18 protein-coding genes and 1 tRNA gene are annotated in these 15,535 nt (G+C 69.3%); 11 read left to right on the top strand and 8 right to left on the bottom strand.

Annotation, left to right across the window (positions count from 1 at the left end):
* Nucleotides 1-142: 142 nt before the first annotated feature.
* Nucleotides 143-604 (bottom strand): hypothetical protein, encoded by a 462-nt coding sequence (locus D8M34_RS09005; protein WP_062766032.1) that lies wholly within the window; start codon nucleotides 602-604, stop codon nucleotides 143-145.
* Between the two features lie 84 nt (nucleotides 605-688).
* Nucleotides 689-771: transfer RNA gene (locus D8M34_RS09000), tRNA-Leu, on the bottom strand.
* Between the two features lie 144 nt (nucleotides 772-915).
* Between D8M34_RS09000 and D8M34_RS18985 the strand changes: the two genes are divergently transcribed.
* From D8M34_RS18985 to pknB, 7 genes are read left to right on the top strand one after another with little or no spacing between them, the layout of a single operon-like run.
* Complete coding sequence (locus D8M34_RS18985; protein WP_025102897.1) at nucleotides 916-1,641, top strand: FhaA domain-containing protein; 726 nt, start codon at nucleotides 916-918, stop codon at nucleotides 1,639-1,641.
* On the top strand, nucleotides 1,638-2,159 hold the full coding sequence (locus D8M34_RS08990; RefSeq protein ID WP_126893798.1) for an FHA domain-containing protein FhaB/FipA: 522 nt from the start codon (nucleotides 1,638-1,640) through the stop codon (nucleotides 2,157-2,159). The genes D8M34_RS18985 and D8M34_RS08990 overlap by 4 nt, the downstream gene beginning before the upstream one ends.
* A 7-nt stretch (nucleotides 2,160-2,166) precedes the next feature.
* On the top strand, nucleotides 2,167-3,471 hold the full coding sequence (locus D8M34_RS08985) for a PP2C family protein-serine/threonine phosphatase (RefSeq protein ID WP_025102895.1): 1,305 nt from the start codon (nucleotides 2,167-2,169) through the stop codon (nucleotides 3,469-3,471).
* On the top strand, nucleotides 3,468-4,853 hold the full coding sequence (locus D8M34_RS08980) for an FtsW/RodA/SpoVE family cell cycle protein (RefSeq protein WP_025102894.1): 1,386 nt from the start codon (nucleotides 3,468-3,470) through the stop codon (nucleotides 4,851-4,853). Before D8M34_RS08985 ends, D8M34_RS08980 begins: the two co-directional genes overlap by 4 nt.
* 1 nt (nucleotide 4,854) lies before the next feature.
* Nucleotides 4,855-6,309 carry a peptidoglycan D,D-transpeptidase FtsI family protein gene (locus D8M34_RS08975; protein WP_025102893.1) on the top strand — a complete coding sequence of 485 codons (1,455 nt, stop codon included), beginning with the start codon at nucleotides 4,855-4,857 and terminating at the stop codon, nucleotides 6,307-6,309.
* The gene (locus D8M34_RS08970) at nucleotides 6,306-8,057 is read left to right on the top strand and encodes a serine/threonine-protein kinase (RefSeq protein WP_231729537.1); all 1,752 of its coding nucleotides are present in this window, start codon (nucleotides 6,306-6,308) and stop codon (nucleotides 8,055-8,057) included. The genes D8M34_RS08975 and D8M34_RS08970 overlap by 4 nt, the downstream gene beginning before the upstream one ends.
* 45 nt (nucleotides 8,058-8,102) lie before the next feature.
* Nucleotides 8,103-9,794: a Stk1 family PASTA domain-containing Ser/Thr kinase gene (gene pknB / locus D8M34_RS08965; protein WP_025102891.1), complete on the top strand. Its 1,692-nt coding sequence runs from the start codon at nucleotides 8,103-8,105 to the stop codon at nucleotides 9,792-9,794.
* A gap of 15 nt (nucleotides 9,795-9,809) precedes the next feature.
* On the opposite strand, the gene D8M34_RS08960 is transcribed toward pknB, so the two are convergent.
* From D8M34_RS08960 to D8M34_RS08955, 3 genes are read right to left on the bottom strand one after another with little or no spacing between them, the layout of a single operon-like run.
* Nucleotides 9,810-10,442 (bottom strand): anthranilate synthase component II, encoded by a 633-nt coding sequence (locus tag D8M34_RS08960; RefSeq protein WP_062765909.1) that lies wholly within the window; start codon nucleotides 10,440-10,442, stop codon nucleotides 9,810-9,812.
* Entirely contained in the window at nucleotides 10,439-10,594 is a 156-nt protein-coding gene (locus D8M34_RS18980; RefSeq protein ID WP_036292274.1) for a membrane protein, read from the bottom strand. Before D8M34_RS18980 ends, D8M34_RS08960 begins: the two co-directional genes overlap by 4 nt.
* Nucleotides 10,595-10,615: 21 nt before the next feature.
* A complete protein-coding gene (locus D8M34_RS08955; RefSeq protein WP_062638016.1) occupies nucleotides 10,616-11,410 on the bottom strand; it encodes a class E sortase in 795 nt (264 codons plus the stop codon).
* Between the two features lie 104 nt (nucleotides 11,411-11,514).
* On the opposite strand from D8M34_RS08955, the gene D8M34_RS08950 reads away from it, so the two are divergent.
* A complete protein-coding gene (locus D8M34_RS08950) occupies nucleotides 11,515-11,754 on the top strand; it encodes a cell division protein CrgA (RefSeq protein WP_025102888.1) in 240 nt (79 codons plus the stop codon).
* Between the two features lie 150 nt (nucleotides 11,755-11,904).
* Here D8M34_RS08950 and D8M34_RS08945 read toward each other — a convergent pair whose 3' ends face one another.
* Nucleotides 11,905-12,798, bottom strand: a complete 894-nt coding sequence (locus tag D8M34_RS08945) for a rhomboid family intramembrane serine protease (protein ID WP_025102887.1) — start codon at nucleotides 12,796-12,798, stop codon at nucleotides 11,905-11,907.
* A 21-nt stretch (nucleotides 12,799-12,819) separates the two neighbouring features.
* On the bottom strand, nucleotides 12,820-13,377 hold the full coding sequence (locus D8M34_RS08940) for a peptidylprolyl isomerase (protein ID WP_025102886.1): 558 nt from the start codon (nucleotides 13,375-13,377) through the stop codon (nucleotides 12,820-12,822).
* A gap of 146 nt (nucleotides 13,378-13,523) precedes the next feature.
* Between D8M34_RS08940 and D8M34_RS08935 the strand changes: the two genes are divergently transcribed.
* Together D8M34_RS08935 and D8M34_RS08930 are read left to right on the top strand one after the other, a co-directional pair.
* Nucleotides 13,524-14,021, top strand: a complete 498-nt coding sequence (locus tag D8M34_RS08935) for a hypothetical protein (protein WP_025102885.1) — start codon at nucleotides 13,524-13,526, stop codon at nucleotides 14,019-14,021.
* The gene (locus tag D8M34_RS08930) at nucleotides 14,018-14,500 is read left to right on the top strand and encodes an aminoacyl-tRNA deacylase (protein WP_238695631.1); all 483 of its coding nucleotides are present in this window, start codon (nucleotides 14,018-14,020) and stop codon (nucleotides 14,498-14,500) included. Before D8M34_RS08935 ends, D8M34_RS08930 begins: the two co-directional genes overlap by 4 nt.
* Before the next feature lie 14 nt (nucleotides 14,501-14,514).
* Here D8M34_RS08930 and D8M34_RS08925 read toward each other — a convergent pair whose 3' ends face one another.
* Nucleotides 14,515-14,937, bottom strand: coding sequence for an NUDIX hydrolase (locus tag D8M34_RS08925; protein WP_126893797.1), 423 nt, complete (start codon nucleotides 14,935-14,937; stop codon nucleotides 14,515-14,517).
* Nucleotides 14,938-15,071: 134 nt separating this feature from the next.
* Between D8M34_RS08925 and D8M34_RS08920 the strand changes: the two genes are divergently transcribed.
* Nucleotides 15,072-15,518, top strand: coding sequence for a hypothetical protein (locus tag D8M34_RS08920; RefSeq protein ID WP_126893796.1), 447 nt, complete (start codon nucleotides 15,072-15,074; stop codon nucleotides 15,516-15,518).
* The last annotated feature ends 17 nt before the right edge of the window (nucleotides 15,519-15,535 follow it).

The following is a 15,535-nucleotide window of genomic DNA, read 5'->3' as shown; positions in this document are numbered from 1 at the left end:
GCGTGCGCAGAGAACCCCGCATGAACACTCCCCTGTCCAGATCCCGGCTCACCCGCTCCCCGAGCTGGGATACCGCCGAGGGTAAGGCGAGCGATCAGCGAACTCCAGGGCGACTTTCGTCCCCCCAGGATGAGGACTCAGGTCAGCGATCGGGGGTGGAAGGCGCCTCGAGTCGACGGCGCAGCGCCGTGGCGCGTTCCTCGAGTTCCGCGCGGATCTCGTGGGCGGCGAGCGAGCCACCGGAGAGGAAACCGGCCTCCAGCGCCTCCCGCCACCGACGGTTCACCTCGTCCAGCTCGAGGGTGAGGCGCTCCCTCTCCTCGGCCGAGATCGGCTCCGGCGGGACGGACTCCTCCGCCCCGTCCTCCGGCACGACGTACCACCGGAAATCCTCGCGACCGCGGGCATTGTTGAGACGCCAGAGGAGGAAGAGGGAGAGAAGGAACCCTGCTCCCCCCGTCGCGATCATCACCCAGGCGAACCCGGGCGTCTCGTCCAGAACGCCGATGCCGTACCAGAGGAGCAGCAACGCGGTCAGAGCCAGGGCGCCGGGGAAGACGATGCGGACGAGGACGAGTCCGACGGTGTGCATCCAGGGGCTCATGCGGCAGACCGTTCGATAAGCGTTCGCGGGGAAACAGAAAGAGCCGGTCAGACTCTGACCGACTCTTTCATGAATGTCTCGCTGTGCGCGAGGGGGGACTTGAACCCCCACGTCCATACGGACACTGGCACCTGAAGCCAGCGCGTCTACCATTCCGCCACTCGCGCGAGCGTCTCGCTCCGAAGAACTCAACTTTCCGAGGATATCACGCGTTTTCGCCCGCGTTGCACACCCCGGCAGGGGCGTCGGCGGCGTTCCCCCAGGTCACCTGGCTACGATGTCCCTACCGGTCGGCATGCCAGAGGAGCCCAGTGGGACTACTTGACAGCTTTGAGAAGGGTCTCGAGCGCGCAGTGAACAGCGCGTTCGCGAAGACCTTCCGCAGCGGCATCCAGCCCGTGGAGATCGCTTCGGCGCTGCGACGCGAGGCGGATACCACTGCGGCCGTGGTGAGCCGTGACCGCATCATCGCGCCCAACAACTACGTCGTGCGCCTGAGCCCCGACGACGCGGAGCGCATGCGCGGGCTCGGCGGCGCGCTGACGGACGAGCTGCACGCACTCCTCACGAAGCACGCGAAGTCGCAGGGCTACAGCTTCGCCGGCCCCCTGTCCCTCACACTCGAGGCGGACGACAAGGTCGCCACCGGCACCGTGCGCGTCACCTCGGGCACCGTCGAAGGACGCGTGAGCTGGCAGGCCGTGGTCGACGTCGACGGACGCCGGCACACCCTCACCCGTGCCCGCACCGTGATCGGCCGTGGCTCCGACGCCGACATCACCATCGCCGACGCGGGATCCAGCCGTCGTCACGCCGAGATCCTCTGGGACGGCGAGCGCGCGATGCTCCGCGACATGGGATCCACCAACGGCACGAAGGTCGACGGGCAGAAGCTCCGCGAGGCCGCGCTCCCCTCCGACACCACGATCACGATCGGTCGTACCGACCTCGTGTTCCGCATCGTCCCCGTCGCCACCCCGTCGCGGTCGTCGCGCCCCGACGACGACGCGACCCGCGTGTTCGGAGCCCTCGGATGAGTGAACTGGTCCTGCTCCTGCTCCGCATCGGCTTCCTCGTGCTGATGTGGTTCTTCGTGTTCGGGGTCGTCTACTCCCTGCGCGCCGACCTGTTCGGGGTGCGCGCTCGGAAGCTCCCCGCGGAGGCGACAGCGGGAGCACCCGCCGCCGCTCCGGCCGCGGCACCGGCTGCCCCGCCCCGTCCCTCGTCGGCGCGATCCTCGACCGGGCCCGCGACCGTGGCCACGGCGAAGCGCCTCGTGATCACGGCCGGACCGAAGGCGGGTCTCGAACTGCCCCTGGGCTCCGACGCGATGACGATCGGCCGCTCCAGCGAATCCGCTCTGGTGATCCGCGACGACTACACGTCCAGCCATCACGCCCGGCTCCTGCTCCGCGGCGACACGTGGGCGATCCAGGACCTCGACTCGACGAACGGCACCTTCGTGGCCGGCCAGCGGGTGACGGGCGGCCCGGTCTCCCTCAGCCTCGGCACCCCGGTCAAGGTCGGCGCGACGACGTTCGAGCTGAGGGCCTGACGCCGGCATGGTCTTCGAAGGCTCGAGCGCCGCGATCTCCCACACCGGGAAGGTCCGCTCCAACAACCAGGACTCCGGATACTCCGGGGCGAACCTGTTCGTCGTCGCCGACGGCATGGGCGGACACGCGGGCGGCGACGTCGCCTCCAGCATCGCGATCCAGCGCATGGAGCCGCTGGATCAGCCGTACTCCTCCACGGAGGACGCGCAGGCCGCCCTCCAGGCCGCCGCCACGACAGCCGCGGGCGATCTCATCCGCGCCGCGAAGGATCGTCCCGAGCTCGCCGGGCTCGGCACCACGCTCAGCGCGATCATCATGGTCGACGAGTACGCCGTCATCGGCCACATCGGCGACTCGCGCATCTACCTCTACCGCGACGACGCGCTCACGCAGATCACCGCGGACCACACCTTCGTGCAGCGACTGGTCGACTCCGGCCGGATCACCCCGGAAGAGGCCAGATACCACCCGCGTCGTTCGGTGCTCATGCGGGTGCTCAGCGACATGGACGCCGACCCCGAGCTCGACATGTTCGTCATGCACGCGCAGCCCGGCGACCGCTGGCTGCTGTGCTCCGACGGCCTCTCGGGCGTGGTGGACGAGGCGCGCATCCTCAAGGCCATGCAGCTCGGGCTCGCCCCGGGGCGCACGGCCGACAACCTCCTCAAGCAGGCCCTCGACGGCGGCGCCCCGGACAACGTCACGATCGTGATCGTCGACGTCGGCGGACAGCACCCCGTCCACTCCGGCACCGCCACGATCGTCGGCGCGGCGTCGAACCCGTCCGGGGTCTACGTGCCGCCGGTCCGCGCGCCGCGGAGCAACTGGCTGCACCCGGTGCGGCAGGCCGCGAACGAGCCGAGCCACTTCGAGCCGGCGCCCGAGTACCTCGAGGAGCTGATCGAGGAGGATCGCCGTCGCGCCAAGCGCCGCCGACTGGGCTGGATCGCCGGCGCGGTCGTCGTCCTCGCGATGCTCGGCTTCGCCGCGTTCGCGGCATACAGCTGGACGCAGACGCGCTACTTCATCGGCGCCGACGAGGACAGCGTGGTGATCTTCCAGGGCGTTCAGCAGAACATCGGTCCGATCACCCTGTCGACCCCGGTCGACGACACCGAGATCCTCCTCGCCGATCTGCCGCCGTATCAGCGGGCCTCGGTCGAGCGCACCATCAGCGCCCGCTCGCTCTCGGACGCGATGGCCATCGTCGACCGGCTTCGCTCCGGCGCCGAGGCCAACATCATCGAGCAGACGCCGCTGCCCACCCCGCTCCCCTCGCCGAGCGAGACGCCGTCGGGAGGTGCCGGATGAGCACCGACGTCCAGGCCGACACCACCGTCATCAAGGCCCTGCGCCGACTGCGCATGCCTCAGACGCAGCGCAACCGTGAGTTCTGGTTGCTCCTCTTCGCCTGCGCGATCAGCGGCGCCGCCCTCACGCTCGTCCAGCTCGGCGCTCTCGGCACGATCGACCCGATGATCCTGGCGATCGGCGGCGGACTCGCCGCCCTCGCCTTCGCGCTGCACGTCGTGCTCCGCTTCGTCGCCGCCGACGCCGACCCGTTCGTGGTCCCGATCGCGACGCTGCTCACCGGCCTCGGCGTCGCGATGATCTACCGGATCGACATCGCGTTCGGGAACACCGGGTGGAACGCCTACTCCACCAAGCAGCTCGCCTGGACGGCCATCTCCCTCGCCGGCGCGATCGCGGTGGTCATCCTGCTGCGCAACTACCGGATCCTCTTCCGGTACACCTACATCTTCGGCCTCGCCGGCATCCTCCTGCTGCTCCTGCCGTTCGTGCCCGGTCTGCGGATCCCCGACGCGAACGCCCAGGTCTGGGTGTCGCTGGGCGGCATGTTCGCCTTCCAGCCCGGCGAGCTCGCCAAGATCTGCCTGGCGATCTTCTTCGCCGGTTACCTCGTGCGCACGCGGGAGAGCCTGACCTCGGTCGGCAAGCGGGTGCTCGGCATCACCTGGCCGCGCATGCGCGAACTCGGTCCGGTCCTCGTCGTCTGGCTCGTCTCGCTCGGCATCATCGTCTTCCAGCGCGACCTCGGCACCGGAACGCTCATCTTCGGCATGTTCGTGGCGATGCTCTATGTCGCGACGGGCAAGACGAGCTGGGTGCTGATCGGTCTCGGCCTCGTGGTGGCCGGCGTCGCCGCCGCCTCGCAGATCCTCAGCTACGTGCAGGGTCGTTTCATCAACTGGCTGTTCCTGTTCGACTCCTCCAAGGTCGACCCCGACGTCGCCGGCTACCAGCCCATGCAGGGACTGTTCGGTCTCGCCCGCGGCGGCCTCATCGGCACCGGCTGGGGCCAGGGCCGCCCGGAGATCACCCCGCTGGCGCACAGCGACTACATCATCACGAGCCTCGGCGAGGAGCTCGGCCTCATCGGCCTCTTCGCGATCCTCTGCCTCTACATGGTGTTCGTCAGCCGCGGCGTCCGCATCGGGCTCGCGGGCCAGGACGACTTCGGCAAGCTGCTCGCCACGGGGCTGTCGTTCACGATCGCCCTCCAGGTCTTCATCATGGTGGGCGGCGTGACGCGGGTCATCCCGCTGACGGGTCTGACCACGCCGTTCCTCGCCGCCGGCGGCTCCTCCCTCGTCGCGAACTGGCTCATCGTGGCGCTCCTGCTCCGCATCTCCGACGGCGTCCGCCGTCAGCCCCGGGTGGTGATCGGCTGACATGACCAAAGAGCTCCGCAGACTCAGCATCGTCATGCTGTTCATGTTCGTCGCGCTGTTCGCCGCGACGAGCTGGATCCAGGTCGTCGAGACCGATGTCCTGTCGCAGAACCCGCACAACAAGCGGACGCGGCTGGACAGCTACGAGATCCAGCGTGGCGCGATCATCGTCGACGGCACCGCCATCGCCAACTCGGTCCCGAGCGACGACCAGTACCGGTTCCAGCGCGTGTACACCGACCCGGGCCTGTGGGAACCCGTCACCGGGTACTTCAACCCCGCCCTGGGTTCGGCCACCGGCATCGAGGAGGCGATGAACGCCGATCTCTCCGGGACCGGCTCGAACGCCTTCTTCGCCGAGATCGAGCGCATCCTCTCCGGCCAGCCTCAGCGCGGCTTCAGCGTCGAACTCTCCCTCGACACCGCCGCACAGCGCGCGGCCGTCGAGGCCCTGGACGGCCTGCAGGGAGCGGTCGTCGCGATGGACCCGAAGACCGGACGCATCCTCGCGATGGCCTCCACCCCGGGCTTCGACACGAACCGCATGGCGACGCACGACGCGAACGCGGCCAACGCCACGTACGACGAGCTGGTGGCCGATCCGGGCAAACCGCTCTCCAACCGGGCGATCGCGGGTGACCTCAACCCCCCGGGCTCGACCTTCAAGATCGTCGTGGCGGCCGCCGCCTACGCGAGCGGAGACTGGACGCCGGAGTCGACGCTGCCCAACCCGACCTCGTACACGCTCCCCGGCTCGAACAATCGCGTCTCCAACGCCTGGGGAGGCGCCTGCGGCCCCGGGGAGACCGTCACGATCGCCGAAGCGATCCGCCTGAGCTGCAACATCCCCATGGCCGAGCTCGCGGTCGAGCTCGGCGACGACACGATCCGGGAGATGGCCGAGAAGTTCGGCTTCAACCGCAGCTTCGACACGCCCCTCACCTCGACGCCCTCCAGCTACCCCCAGGGCCTGGACGACGCGCAGACCGCGCTCACCGGGTTCGGGCAGGGACAGGTCACCGCGACGCCGCTGCAGATCGCCATGGTCTCGGCGGGCATCGCGAACGACGGCGTGGTCATGAACCCGCAGATGGTGGACGCCGTGATCGGCAACGACCTCTCGGTGATCCGGTCGTTCGAGAGCACCGAGTTCGGGCGCGCGATGGACGCCGACGTCGCCGACGACGTCACCTCCGCCATGGTCGCGAGCGTCTCAAACGGTGCGGCGCAGGGTGCAAGAATAGACGGGGTCGACGTAGCCGGTAAGACGGGAACGGCGGAGAACGGAAACAGGCCGCACACGCTGTGGTTCACGGGGTTCGCCCCCGCGGACGACCCCGCGGTCGCGGTAGCGGTCGTCGTCGAGAACGGCGGCGGACAGGGTCAATCAGGAAGCGGGGACACCATCGCCGCTCCGATTGCGAAGAAGGTCATAGAGGCGGTGCTGGGCAGATGAGGCCGACGCAGGGTGTGTCGTTCGGTGGTCGCTACGAGCTGCAGTCGCGTATTGCGATCGGCGGCATGGGCGAGGTGTGGGAGGCGACGGATCACGTCATCGGTCGCACCGTCGCCATCAAGATCCTCAAGGACGAGTACATGGGGGACCCCGGGTTCCTCGAGCGGTTCCGCGCGGAGGCGCGTCACGCCGCGCTCGTCAACCACGAGGGCATCGCCAGCGTGTTCGACTACGGCGAGGAGAACGGCAGCGCCTACCTCGTCATGGAGCTCGTGCCGGGTGAGGCTCTGTCGACGATCCTCGAGCGGGACGGCTCGCTGAGCGCGGACAAGACGCTCGACATCGTCGCGCAGACCGCCTCGGCGCTCCAGGCCGCGCACGCCGCGGGCCTCGTGCACCGCGACATCAAGCCGGGGAACCTCCTGATCACGCCCGACGGCCGTGTGAAGATCACCGACTTCGGCATCGCCCGCATCGCCGACCAGGTCCCGCTCACCGCGACCGGCCAGGTCATGGGCACGGTGCAGTACCTGTCGCCGGAGCAGGCGTCGGGTCACCCGGCCTCCCCCGCGACAGACACCTACTCGCTGGGCATCGTCGCGTACGAGTGCCTCGCCGGCAAGCGCCCCTTCACCGGCGAGTCGCAGGTCGCGATCGCCATGGCGCAGATCAACGAGCAGCCGCCGCCGCTGCCGCCGACGGTCCCGATCCCCGTGCAGAACCTGGTCATGGCGATGATCGCCAAGAAGCCGGCGGATCGCCCCTCCTCCTCGGCCACGGTCGCCCGCGCGGCCCAGGCCCTGCGTCGCGGCGACCTGAACTCCGCGGCCATCGCCGTGCCCGCCATCGCGACGGGCGGCATCGCCGGCGACGACGACGCCACGCGCATGCTCACCGCGACCGGTGACGACGGCACGACACGCATCCTCCCCACCACCGCGCAGCTTCCCACCGACGAGGCCGCCGCGGAGGAGCAGGAGAAGAGAAAGAAGAAGAAGAGCGCCTGGACGTGGCCGCTCATCGCGCTGCTCGTGCTGCTGCTCATCGTGGCCGGCGGCACGCTGTGGGCGCTGTTCGGACCCCAGACCGACGACGCGGATCCCAAGCCCACCGGGAGCTCGAGCCGCACCCCCACCCAGGTCGAGTCCGAGACGCCCTCCGCGCCGCCCACTCCTCAGGAGACGCGCGTCGACGTGACGGCGCTGAACCTCACCGACATGGACTGCGCCACGGCGACGGCGACGCTCAAGGAGGCCGGCTTCAGCGACATCACGTGCGCCGACGGCGACCCCGCGCCGAGCGACGGCGAGGTGGGCAAGGTCTACCGCGTGCAGCCCTCGGGCAACGTCGCGACGACCACCCCGATCGCATTGACCGTCTACGCCGGCCGCACACCGCTCCCGACGCCCACGGACAAGCCGACGATCACCGGGGACCCGGTCGCGGGCAGCACCGTCACCATCTCCTGGGGCACCGGTTTCACGTGCCCCAGCGGCACGACCCTGTCCGGCTACGTCGTCTCGCTGCAGAACGGCACCTTCGCCGCGGGCGGCCCGAACTTCCAGCCGACCCAGCGCAACGCGCAGGTGACGGTCGGCGACGCCGTGGGCCAGCAGCTCATCGCCACCTACCAGGGCCTGTGCTCGGGTGGGGACCAGCGGACGTCGAACGCCTCGCCGCCGCTGTCCGTCACCATCGTCGCTCCGGAGGACGGCGAGGGTGACAGCGGGGAGAGCACCGAAGGGTAGCCTGAATAGCCAGTCCAGCCGCAGTCGATTCCAGGGGGTTCATCCGTGTCCACAGAGCCACGAGTCATCGCGGGCCGGTACCGCGTCGACGAGCTCATCGGGCATGGCGGGATGGCGAAGGTGTACCGCGGGTACGACCTGACCCTGGGCCGCGAGATCGCGATCAAGATCCTCGATCCCGAGCTCGCCCGCGACACCAGCTTCCGGACGCGGTTCCGTCTCGAGGCGCAGTCGGCGTCCCGCATGTCGCACCCGTCGATCGTCCGTGTGTACGACGCGGGTGACCCCTCGACGGTCGACAGCTCCTCCGACGAGCCGCCGTACATCGTCATGGAGCTCGTCAAGGGCACGCTCCTCAAGAAGATCATCGCCGACGGTCCGGTGCCCGTCGAGGACGCGGTGCGTTATGTCGACGGCATCCTCGAAGCGCTCGACTACTCGCACCGCGCCGGCGTCGTGCACCGCGACATCAAGCCCGGCAACGTCATGGTCACCGACAAGGGTCAGGTGAAGGTGATGGACTTCGGCATCGCGCGCGCGGTGTCCGACTCCTCCTCCACCGTCGCCGAGACGACGCAGATCATCGGCACCGCCGCGTACTTCTCCCCCGAGCAGGCCAAGGGCGAGCCCGTCGACGCGCGTGCGGACCTCTACTCCACCGGGGTCGTGCTGTACGAACTGCTGACCGGACGCCAGCCGTTCCGCGGGGAGTCCCCGGTGGCCGTGGCCTACCAGCACGTCAGCGAGACGCCGGTGCCGCCCTCCGAGGTCAACGAGGAGTCTCCCGCGGCCCTCGATCCGATCGTGCTCCGCGCCCTCGCGAAGGACCCGTACCAGCGGTATCCGGACGCCGCCCACTTCCGCGCCGCCCTCGACGCGGCGGTGACGGGTGCGGCACCGACGCGCAAGCAGATCGGCGCGCTGACCAGCGAGCTCTACGGACCCAATCCGCGGCAGGCGCAGGAGACGGCGCGATCGCTCCGTCAGCTCAGCACCGACACCACCATGGCCCGCACGCAGTCGGGGCCGCCCGTCGCGTGGATCTGGGCCGGCGTCGCCCTGCTCGCGGTGCTCCTGGCCTCCGTGCTGTTCTGGGTCTGGACCATCAGCATGCGGCCCGCCGACGTGCCCAGCACCTCGCGCGTCGTCCCGGATCTGACGAACGTCGCCTCGGAACGTGCGCAGGACGACCTCGCGGAACTCGACCTCTCGTCCAAGATCGTCATCGAGTCGAGTCCCTCGATCGCGGAGGGCAACGTCATCCGCACGGATCCGGAGGGCGGGGTGTCCGTGGAGCAGGGCTCGACCGTCACGCTCTACGTGTCCTCGGGCGAGGAGACGGTCGTCGTACCGAAGCTGGAGGGCCTGTCCCTCGATGCCGCCACGAAGGCGCTCCAGGACGCGGGACTCGAGCTCGGCACCGTGACCCAGCGCAACGACAAGGGTCTTGCCGCGAACACCGTCATGACGGCCAGTGAAGAAGAGGATGCCGAGGTGGCCCCCGGCACGGTGGTGAACCTCGAAGTCGCCAGCGGCAAGGTGACGCTGAAGAACATCGTCGGCTGGTCCATGGATTCGGCCACCGAGGAGCTCGAGAGTATCGGGCTCACCCCGGTGCCGACCGAGGCACCGGAGTGCCCGGCGTCGGATCCGGCGACCGTGCACTCGATGTCCGTCGCGCCGGGCGACGTTCCCGTCGGGTCGTCGGTCGAGCTCCGCTACTGCACCGGATCCTGACCCGGACCCGCCGGCTCAGCGCGCCAGCGGATCGAGGCGCGCGGATCGGGAGACGGCCTCCTCGTCGCCGCACAGCCCGAGCCAGTTCGCGAGCAGTCGATAGCCACCCCGGGTGAGCACGCTCTCCGGGTGGAACTGCACCCCGTGCAGCGGCAATGTCCGGTGCGCGAGGGCCATCACGGTGCCGTCGGGCGCGGTGGCGGTCACGGTGAGGTCGGCGGGCAGGTCGCCCGCCGCGAGAGCGAGCGAGTGGTAGCGCCCGACGTCGAACGGCGACGGGAGCCCCGCGAACAGCGCGGAGCCGTCGTGACGGACCGCCGAGACCATGCCGTGCATCACCGCAGGTGCCGACCGGACGGGCGCCCCGAGCGCGGCTCCGATGACCTGATGTCCCAGACACACGCCGAGCGTCGGCACGCCGCGCCGCATCGCGATCCGGGCGGCCTCGACCGAGACCCCGGCGTCGGCGGGGGCCCCGGGCCCGGGAGAGAGGAGGAGGGCGTCGTGGGAGTCCAGCATGCCTTCCACCGCCGCGGCGTCCGTCGCGTCCGACTCGACGAGGGTGGTGTCCGCCCCGAGCTCCCGGAGATAGCCGACGAGGGTGTGCACGAAGCTGTCGTGGTTGTCGACCACCAGGACGCGCGTCATTCGACGTCGACCTCGCCGGGGGAGATGAGGGGGCTGACCCAGGGGAACACGTACCAGAACAGCGCGTAGAGCACCGCGGCGATCACCACGAGCAGGATGAGGACGCGCAGCCACCACGGGCCGGGCAGCAGGCGCCAGAGTGCGGCGTACATGGGTCTTCTCTCTCCTGGGGGTCACACGGACGGCGCGGCCGGCGGCGGTGGCGGATCGGTCAGGGCCGGCGGGGGTCCCTCGGCTCGCGGTTGGAAGCTCTCGAACACCCCGTACGCGACGATGCGCTCGGCGAGCGAGTACAGCGGCGAGCATGCCGTCAACGTGATGTACTGCTCCCCCGTCTGCTGCTCCGGCATCTGCGGCACGTCGGCGAGCACGTCGGTCTGCGTCGGCTTCACGTACTCCAGGGTGCGGAACCGGTAGGTGTACCACCCGTCCGGAGTCTCCACCACGATCGCGTCGCCCACGTGCAGCTTGTCGAGCTGGTTGAACGGCTTGCCCCAGGTCGTGCGGTGGCCGGCGAGCGAGAAGTTGCCGACCTCTCCGGGCATCTTCGACTGCGTGTAGACCCCGATGCCCTTCTGATCGAGCGTGCGCGCCCGGCTGGTCCCCCCGTAGATCCCGAAGTTGTAGTCGGCCCCGAACCGGGGGATGTGCATCTGCCCGAACCACTCGCCGTCGGCCGGTGCCGCCGGGACCGGCGCCTGATAGACCGTCTCGCCGTCGTCCGTCTCGATGAGAGGCGGGGGCTCGGGGGCTTCGCCCGCGGCGAGCTGCTGCGAGATCGCGGCGCCCTCCTCGTTCTTCTGGGCGGCGATGATGATGTCGCCGATCCACATCTGCCAGGCGACGAAGAGGAGCACGATGACGCCGGCGGTCAGGAGGAGTTCGCCGAGCACACTCGCGAACGTGGCGCGCGACCGGGGTCGCTGCCGCCGTCCGCGCCGCCCCCCAGGCACGACAGATGCAGTCATGGGCGTGATCATATCCGCCCGACCTGTGCAGCAGGAGTCGGGGCACCACCGATCCGCGTCCTCACGTCTCGTCCGCGCCGAGGTCTCCCGGGTACAATGACGGCATGGCACGTGACCGCAAGACCGAAGAACCCGCCGTCGAGCGCGCCGAGGGCGACGCCGCTCCCAACGCCGTCTGGTTCAAGCCGGTGATGATCGGCTTCATGCTCCTCGGCCTCGCCTGGATCCTCGTCTTCTACATCTCGGGCATGCAGTTCCCCATCCCCGGCCTCGACAACTGGAATCTGGCCATCGGTCTGGGCATCGCCCTCATCGGATTCCTCATGACCACACGCTGGCGCTGACCGGCCGCAACGACAAGAACCCCTCGCCACTGCGGCGAGGGGTTCTTTCGTCTGTCCGAGAGGCGAGGTTATCCACAGGTTATCCCCACACTGGGGAGAATTACACCGATGTTATTCACAGGGGTTAACAACCCTGTTAACAACTCGGGATCAGGCCAAAAGGATGAGGGGCGGCACCACGGCGACCACGACGATCAACAGCACCACCAGGGCGGCGAGCGACACGATCTGCCAGGTCCGCTGGTCGCGGCGCTTCGTGCGGACGTAGATGAGGGCCACGAGCGCGCCCGTGATCGCGCCGCCGAGGTGCGCCTGCCAGGAGATGCCACCGGCGAAGAACCCGAAGGCGAAGTTGATGCCGAGGATCACGAGGATGCCCGTGACGTTGGCCCCGATGTGGCGCCCGATGATCAGGAGCGACGCCAGGAGTCCGAAGATCGCCCCGGAGGCGCCGACCGTCCACGTCTCCGGCGCGAGGACGGCCACCGCGACGGATCCGCCGAGACCGCTGATGAGGTACAGCGCGAGATAGCGGACACGACCGAGCATCGGTTCGAGGTTCTGCCCGAGCATCCACAGAGCGAGCATGTTCAGGGCGAGATGCACGAAGCCCCCATGCACGAACAGCACCGTCAGCAGTCGCCACGGCTCGAACGGCAGGAGGGAGAGGTTCGGGTAGAGGAACGGCGCGTAGAAGCCGAGAGCCTGGATGATCGGGGCGTTGAGCCCGGGGATGAGCTGCACGAGGCCGATGAACGACGTCACCGCCAGCAGGACGTACGTGACGACGGGCTTGCCGCTGCGCACGGCCCCCATGGTCGTGGCGCCGCCGCCGCGCCAGCGTCGCGCGGCCTTCTTCTGAGCGGGGGTGCGGTTCTTGCGCTCGGCATCCATGCACTCGGGGCAGATCACGCCGACCGGGGCGGGCGTCTGGCACTCGGGGCAGATGGTGCGGAGGCACCGCTGGCAGAGCACGAAGGACTGCCGATCCGGATGCCGGTAGCAGAAGTTCTCACGGTTGTTCGTGAACTCGGGCGTCGTCATCCGGATCGGCCGTCGCAGTCGTCAGGCGGCGACGATGTCGATCGACTGCAGCACCACGGGCTCGATCGGGCGGTCGCCCGCCGCCGTCGGGACCGCGGAGATCGCGTCGACGACCTTGCGCGATGCGTCGTCGGCGACCTCGCCGAAGATCGTGTGCTTGCCCTGCAGCCACGGGGTCGGGTCGGTGGTGATGAAGAACTGCGAGCCGTTGGTGCCCTCGACCTTGCCGGTGATGGCGTTGCGGCGGAGGCCCGCGTTGGCCATCGCGAGGATGTAGGGCTCGTTGAAGTTGAGCTCGTTGTTGATCTCGTCGTCGAAGTTGTACCCCGGACCGCCGACGCCCTGGCCGAGCGGGTCGCCGCCCTGGATCATGAAGTTCGGGATGATGCGGTGGAAGATGACGTCCTTGTAGAGGGGACCCTCGCCCGGCTTGCCGGTGGCGGGGTGCGTCCACTCCTGGGAGCCGTCGGCGAGACCGACGAAGTTCTTGACCGTCTTCGGGGCGTGGTCGCCGAAGAGGTTGATGACGATGTCACCGTGGTTGGTGTGCAGAGTTGCGACGTGGGAAGCGTGAACCATGCGTTCATTCTCGCAGAGCTTCCGGTGAGCGGGCCGGGCGTGTACAACGCGGGAGCCGATGATGCAAGGGGCGGGCGATTCCCTCGCCGCATCCAGCCTCTCGTGGCAAGATGGGGAACCCGTACTCCAATGGACAGGAGAGCATCGTGAGCCTCAGCCGCAAGCGGAAGAAGCAGCTTCGTCGTCTTCAGAAGGACGCGAACCAGCTGTGGGAAGACCAGCAGGTGCTCGTCGGCCACGCCGCCGACGTCGCTCGTGAGGCGGGTCGCCAGCTCGGCAACTTCAATCGCGAGCAGATCGTCCCCGTGGTCCAGGACACCTACAACCGCCGCGTCGCCCCGGTCGTCGACCGCTCGGTGAAGGCCGGTAAGCATGTCGTGGACGACAAGGTCGTCCCCATCGTCGGCGGGGTTGTGGGTACGGCACTGACCGCCTGGGACGTCGCGAACGCGAAGCGCCACGGCGTCGAGTACAAGGCCCGCAAGGCCGTCTCGCAGAAGAAGGGTCCGGGCCTCGGATCCGTCATCGCCATCGTCCTGGGCGCCGCCGCCGCGGTCGGCGTGCTCTACGCCGCCTGGCAGGCGCTGCGGGCCGACGACGAGCTCTGGGTCGCCGACGACCCGCTGTCGGCTCCCGACGCGTGACCACTCCCGACCCGCACGCGCGCGTGAGGGATGCTGCGGCCGCCCGCGGACTCGACATCGAGATCCGCGAGCGGCCGCAGGCGCGTGACCTCGTCGAAGCCGCCGAGATCCTCGGCATCCCGCCGTCCGGGATCGTGAAGACCCTCGTGGTGAAGCGCTCGGATGACACCTATCTGTTCGCGCTGGTCCCGGGTGGGCGGTCCATCTCGTGGCCGAAGCTGCGCGCCGTCGTCGGAGTGAACAAGCTCCGTCTGCCCGAACCCGAGCTCGCTCTCGCAGCGACCGGTTACGAGCGCGGAACCATCGTCCCGATCGGCAGCACCACCGAGTGGCCGGTCTACGCCGATGAGTCCATCGTCGGCGAGCGGATCGCGATGGGTGCCGGTGCGCACGGCTACAGCCTGTTCGTCGACGCCGACGACCTCATCGCGGCGTACGGCGCGACCGTCGCCGACATCTCGGTGCCCGAAGAGCGCTGACCGTCGCCGGATCCTCAGAGCAGGCCCTCCATCCGCAGGGCGATGTCCACCAGCCGTACACGCTGCAGTCCGGCGACCGCGGAGAGCGCGAACCACTCGGCGCGATCGGTGGATCCCTCCGTCTCCCAGCGCAGCTTCCCCCCGGTGACCTCGGCCCGATAGACGATGCGCAGGGTATGCAGGGGGTCGGACGACTTCTGCACGCGCCGTCCGGCCGGGATGACACGGGAGTGGATGCCGAGGAGCTGTCCGACCCGGACCGTGTACCCGGTCTCCTCGCGGAGCTCCCGCCGCACCGCGTCCTCCGGCGCCTCGCCCGGTTCCAGGCCGCCGCCCGGGAGCGTCCACGCCACGCGCCGGCCCTCGGTCCACCGCGCCAGCAGGAGGCGCCCACCCTCATCGGTGACGACCCCGTATGCGGCGACGCGCAGGTCCATGCGTCACACCTTATCCGGGTCTCGGGCCGTCCCCCGCCGCGTGACGATCGGGGTGATCGATCACGAATCGAGAAGCCCGACATCACGGGCCGTCCCTACGCTGGGAGCATCATCCGGCCCACGAGAGGAACATCATGGCTGACACCGAGAAGAACTTCACCGCCGAGGAGCGCGAGGCCATGCAGGCCGCCGCCAAGGAGGCCCGCACCCGACGCTCGCGGGCCAAGAAGTCGCCCGAGGAGCTGCGGGCCGCCGGAGAGGCCGATCTCAAGCAGGCCGTCGCGAAGCTCACCGACGAGGACAAGCTGCTCGCCGAGAAGCTGCACGAGCTGGTCTCCGAGGTGGCGCCGGAACTCGTGCCCCGGACGTACTACGGCATGCCGGCGTGGGGGCGCGACGGGAAGGTGCTGTGCTTCTTCCAGCCGGCCAGCAAGTTCAAGGTCCGCTACGGCACCTTCGGGTTCGAGCCGATCTCCAACCTCGATGACGGCACCGTCTGGCCGACCGCGTACGCGGTGACCGCGCTCACGGAGAAGGACCTCGAGTTCCTCGCCGGACGCATCCGCCAGGCGATCAGCTGATCCCGAAGTGGGTCTGA

It is taken from the genome of Microbacterium sp. HSID17254 (genome assembly GCF_003989315.1).
Taxonomy (GTDB): Bacteria; Actinomycetota; Actinomycetes; order Actinomycetales; family Microbacteriaceae; genus Microbacterium.
The sequence above is the reverse complement of the archived record's forward strand: the minus strand, read 5'-3'. Positions and strand labels throughout refer to the sequence as shown.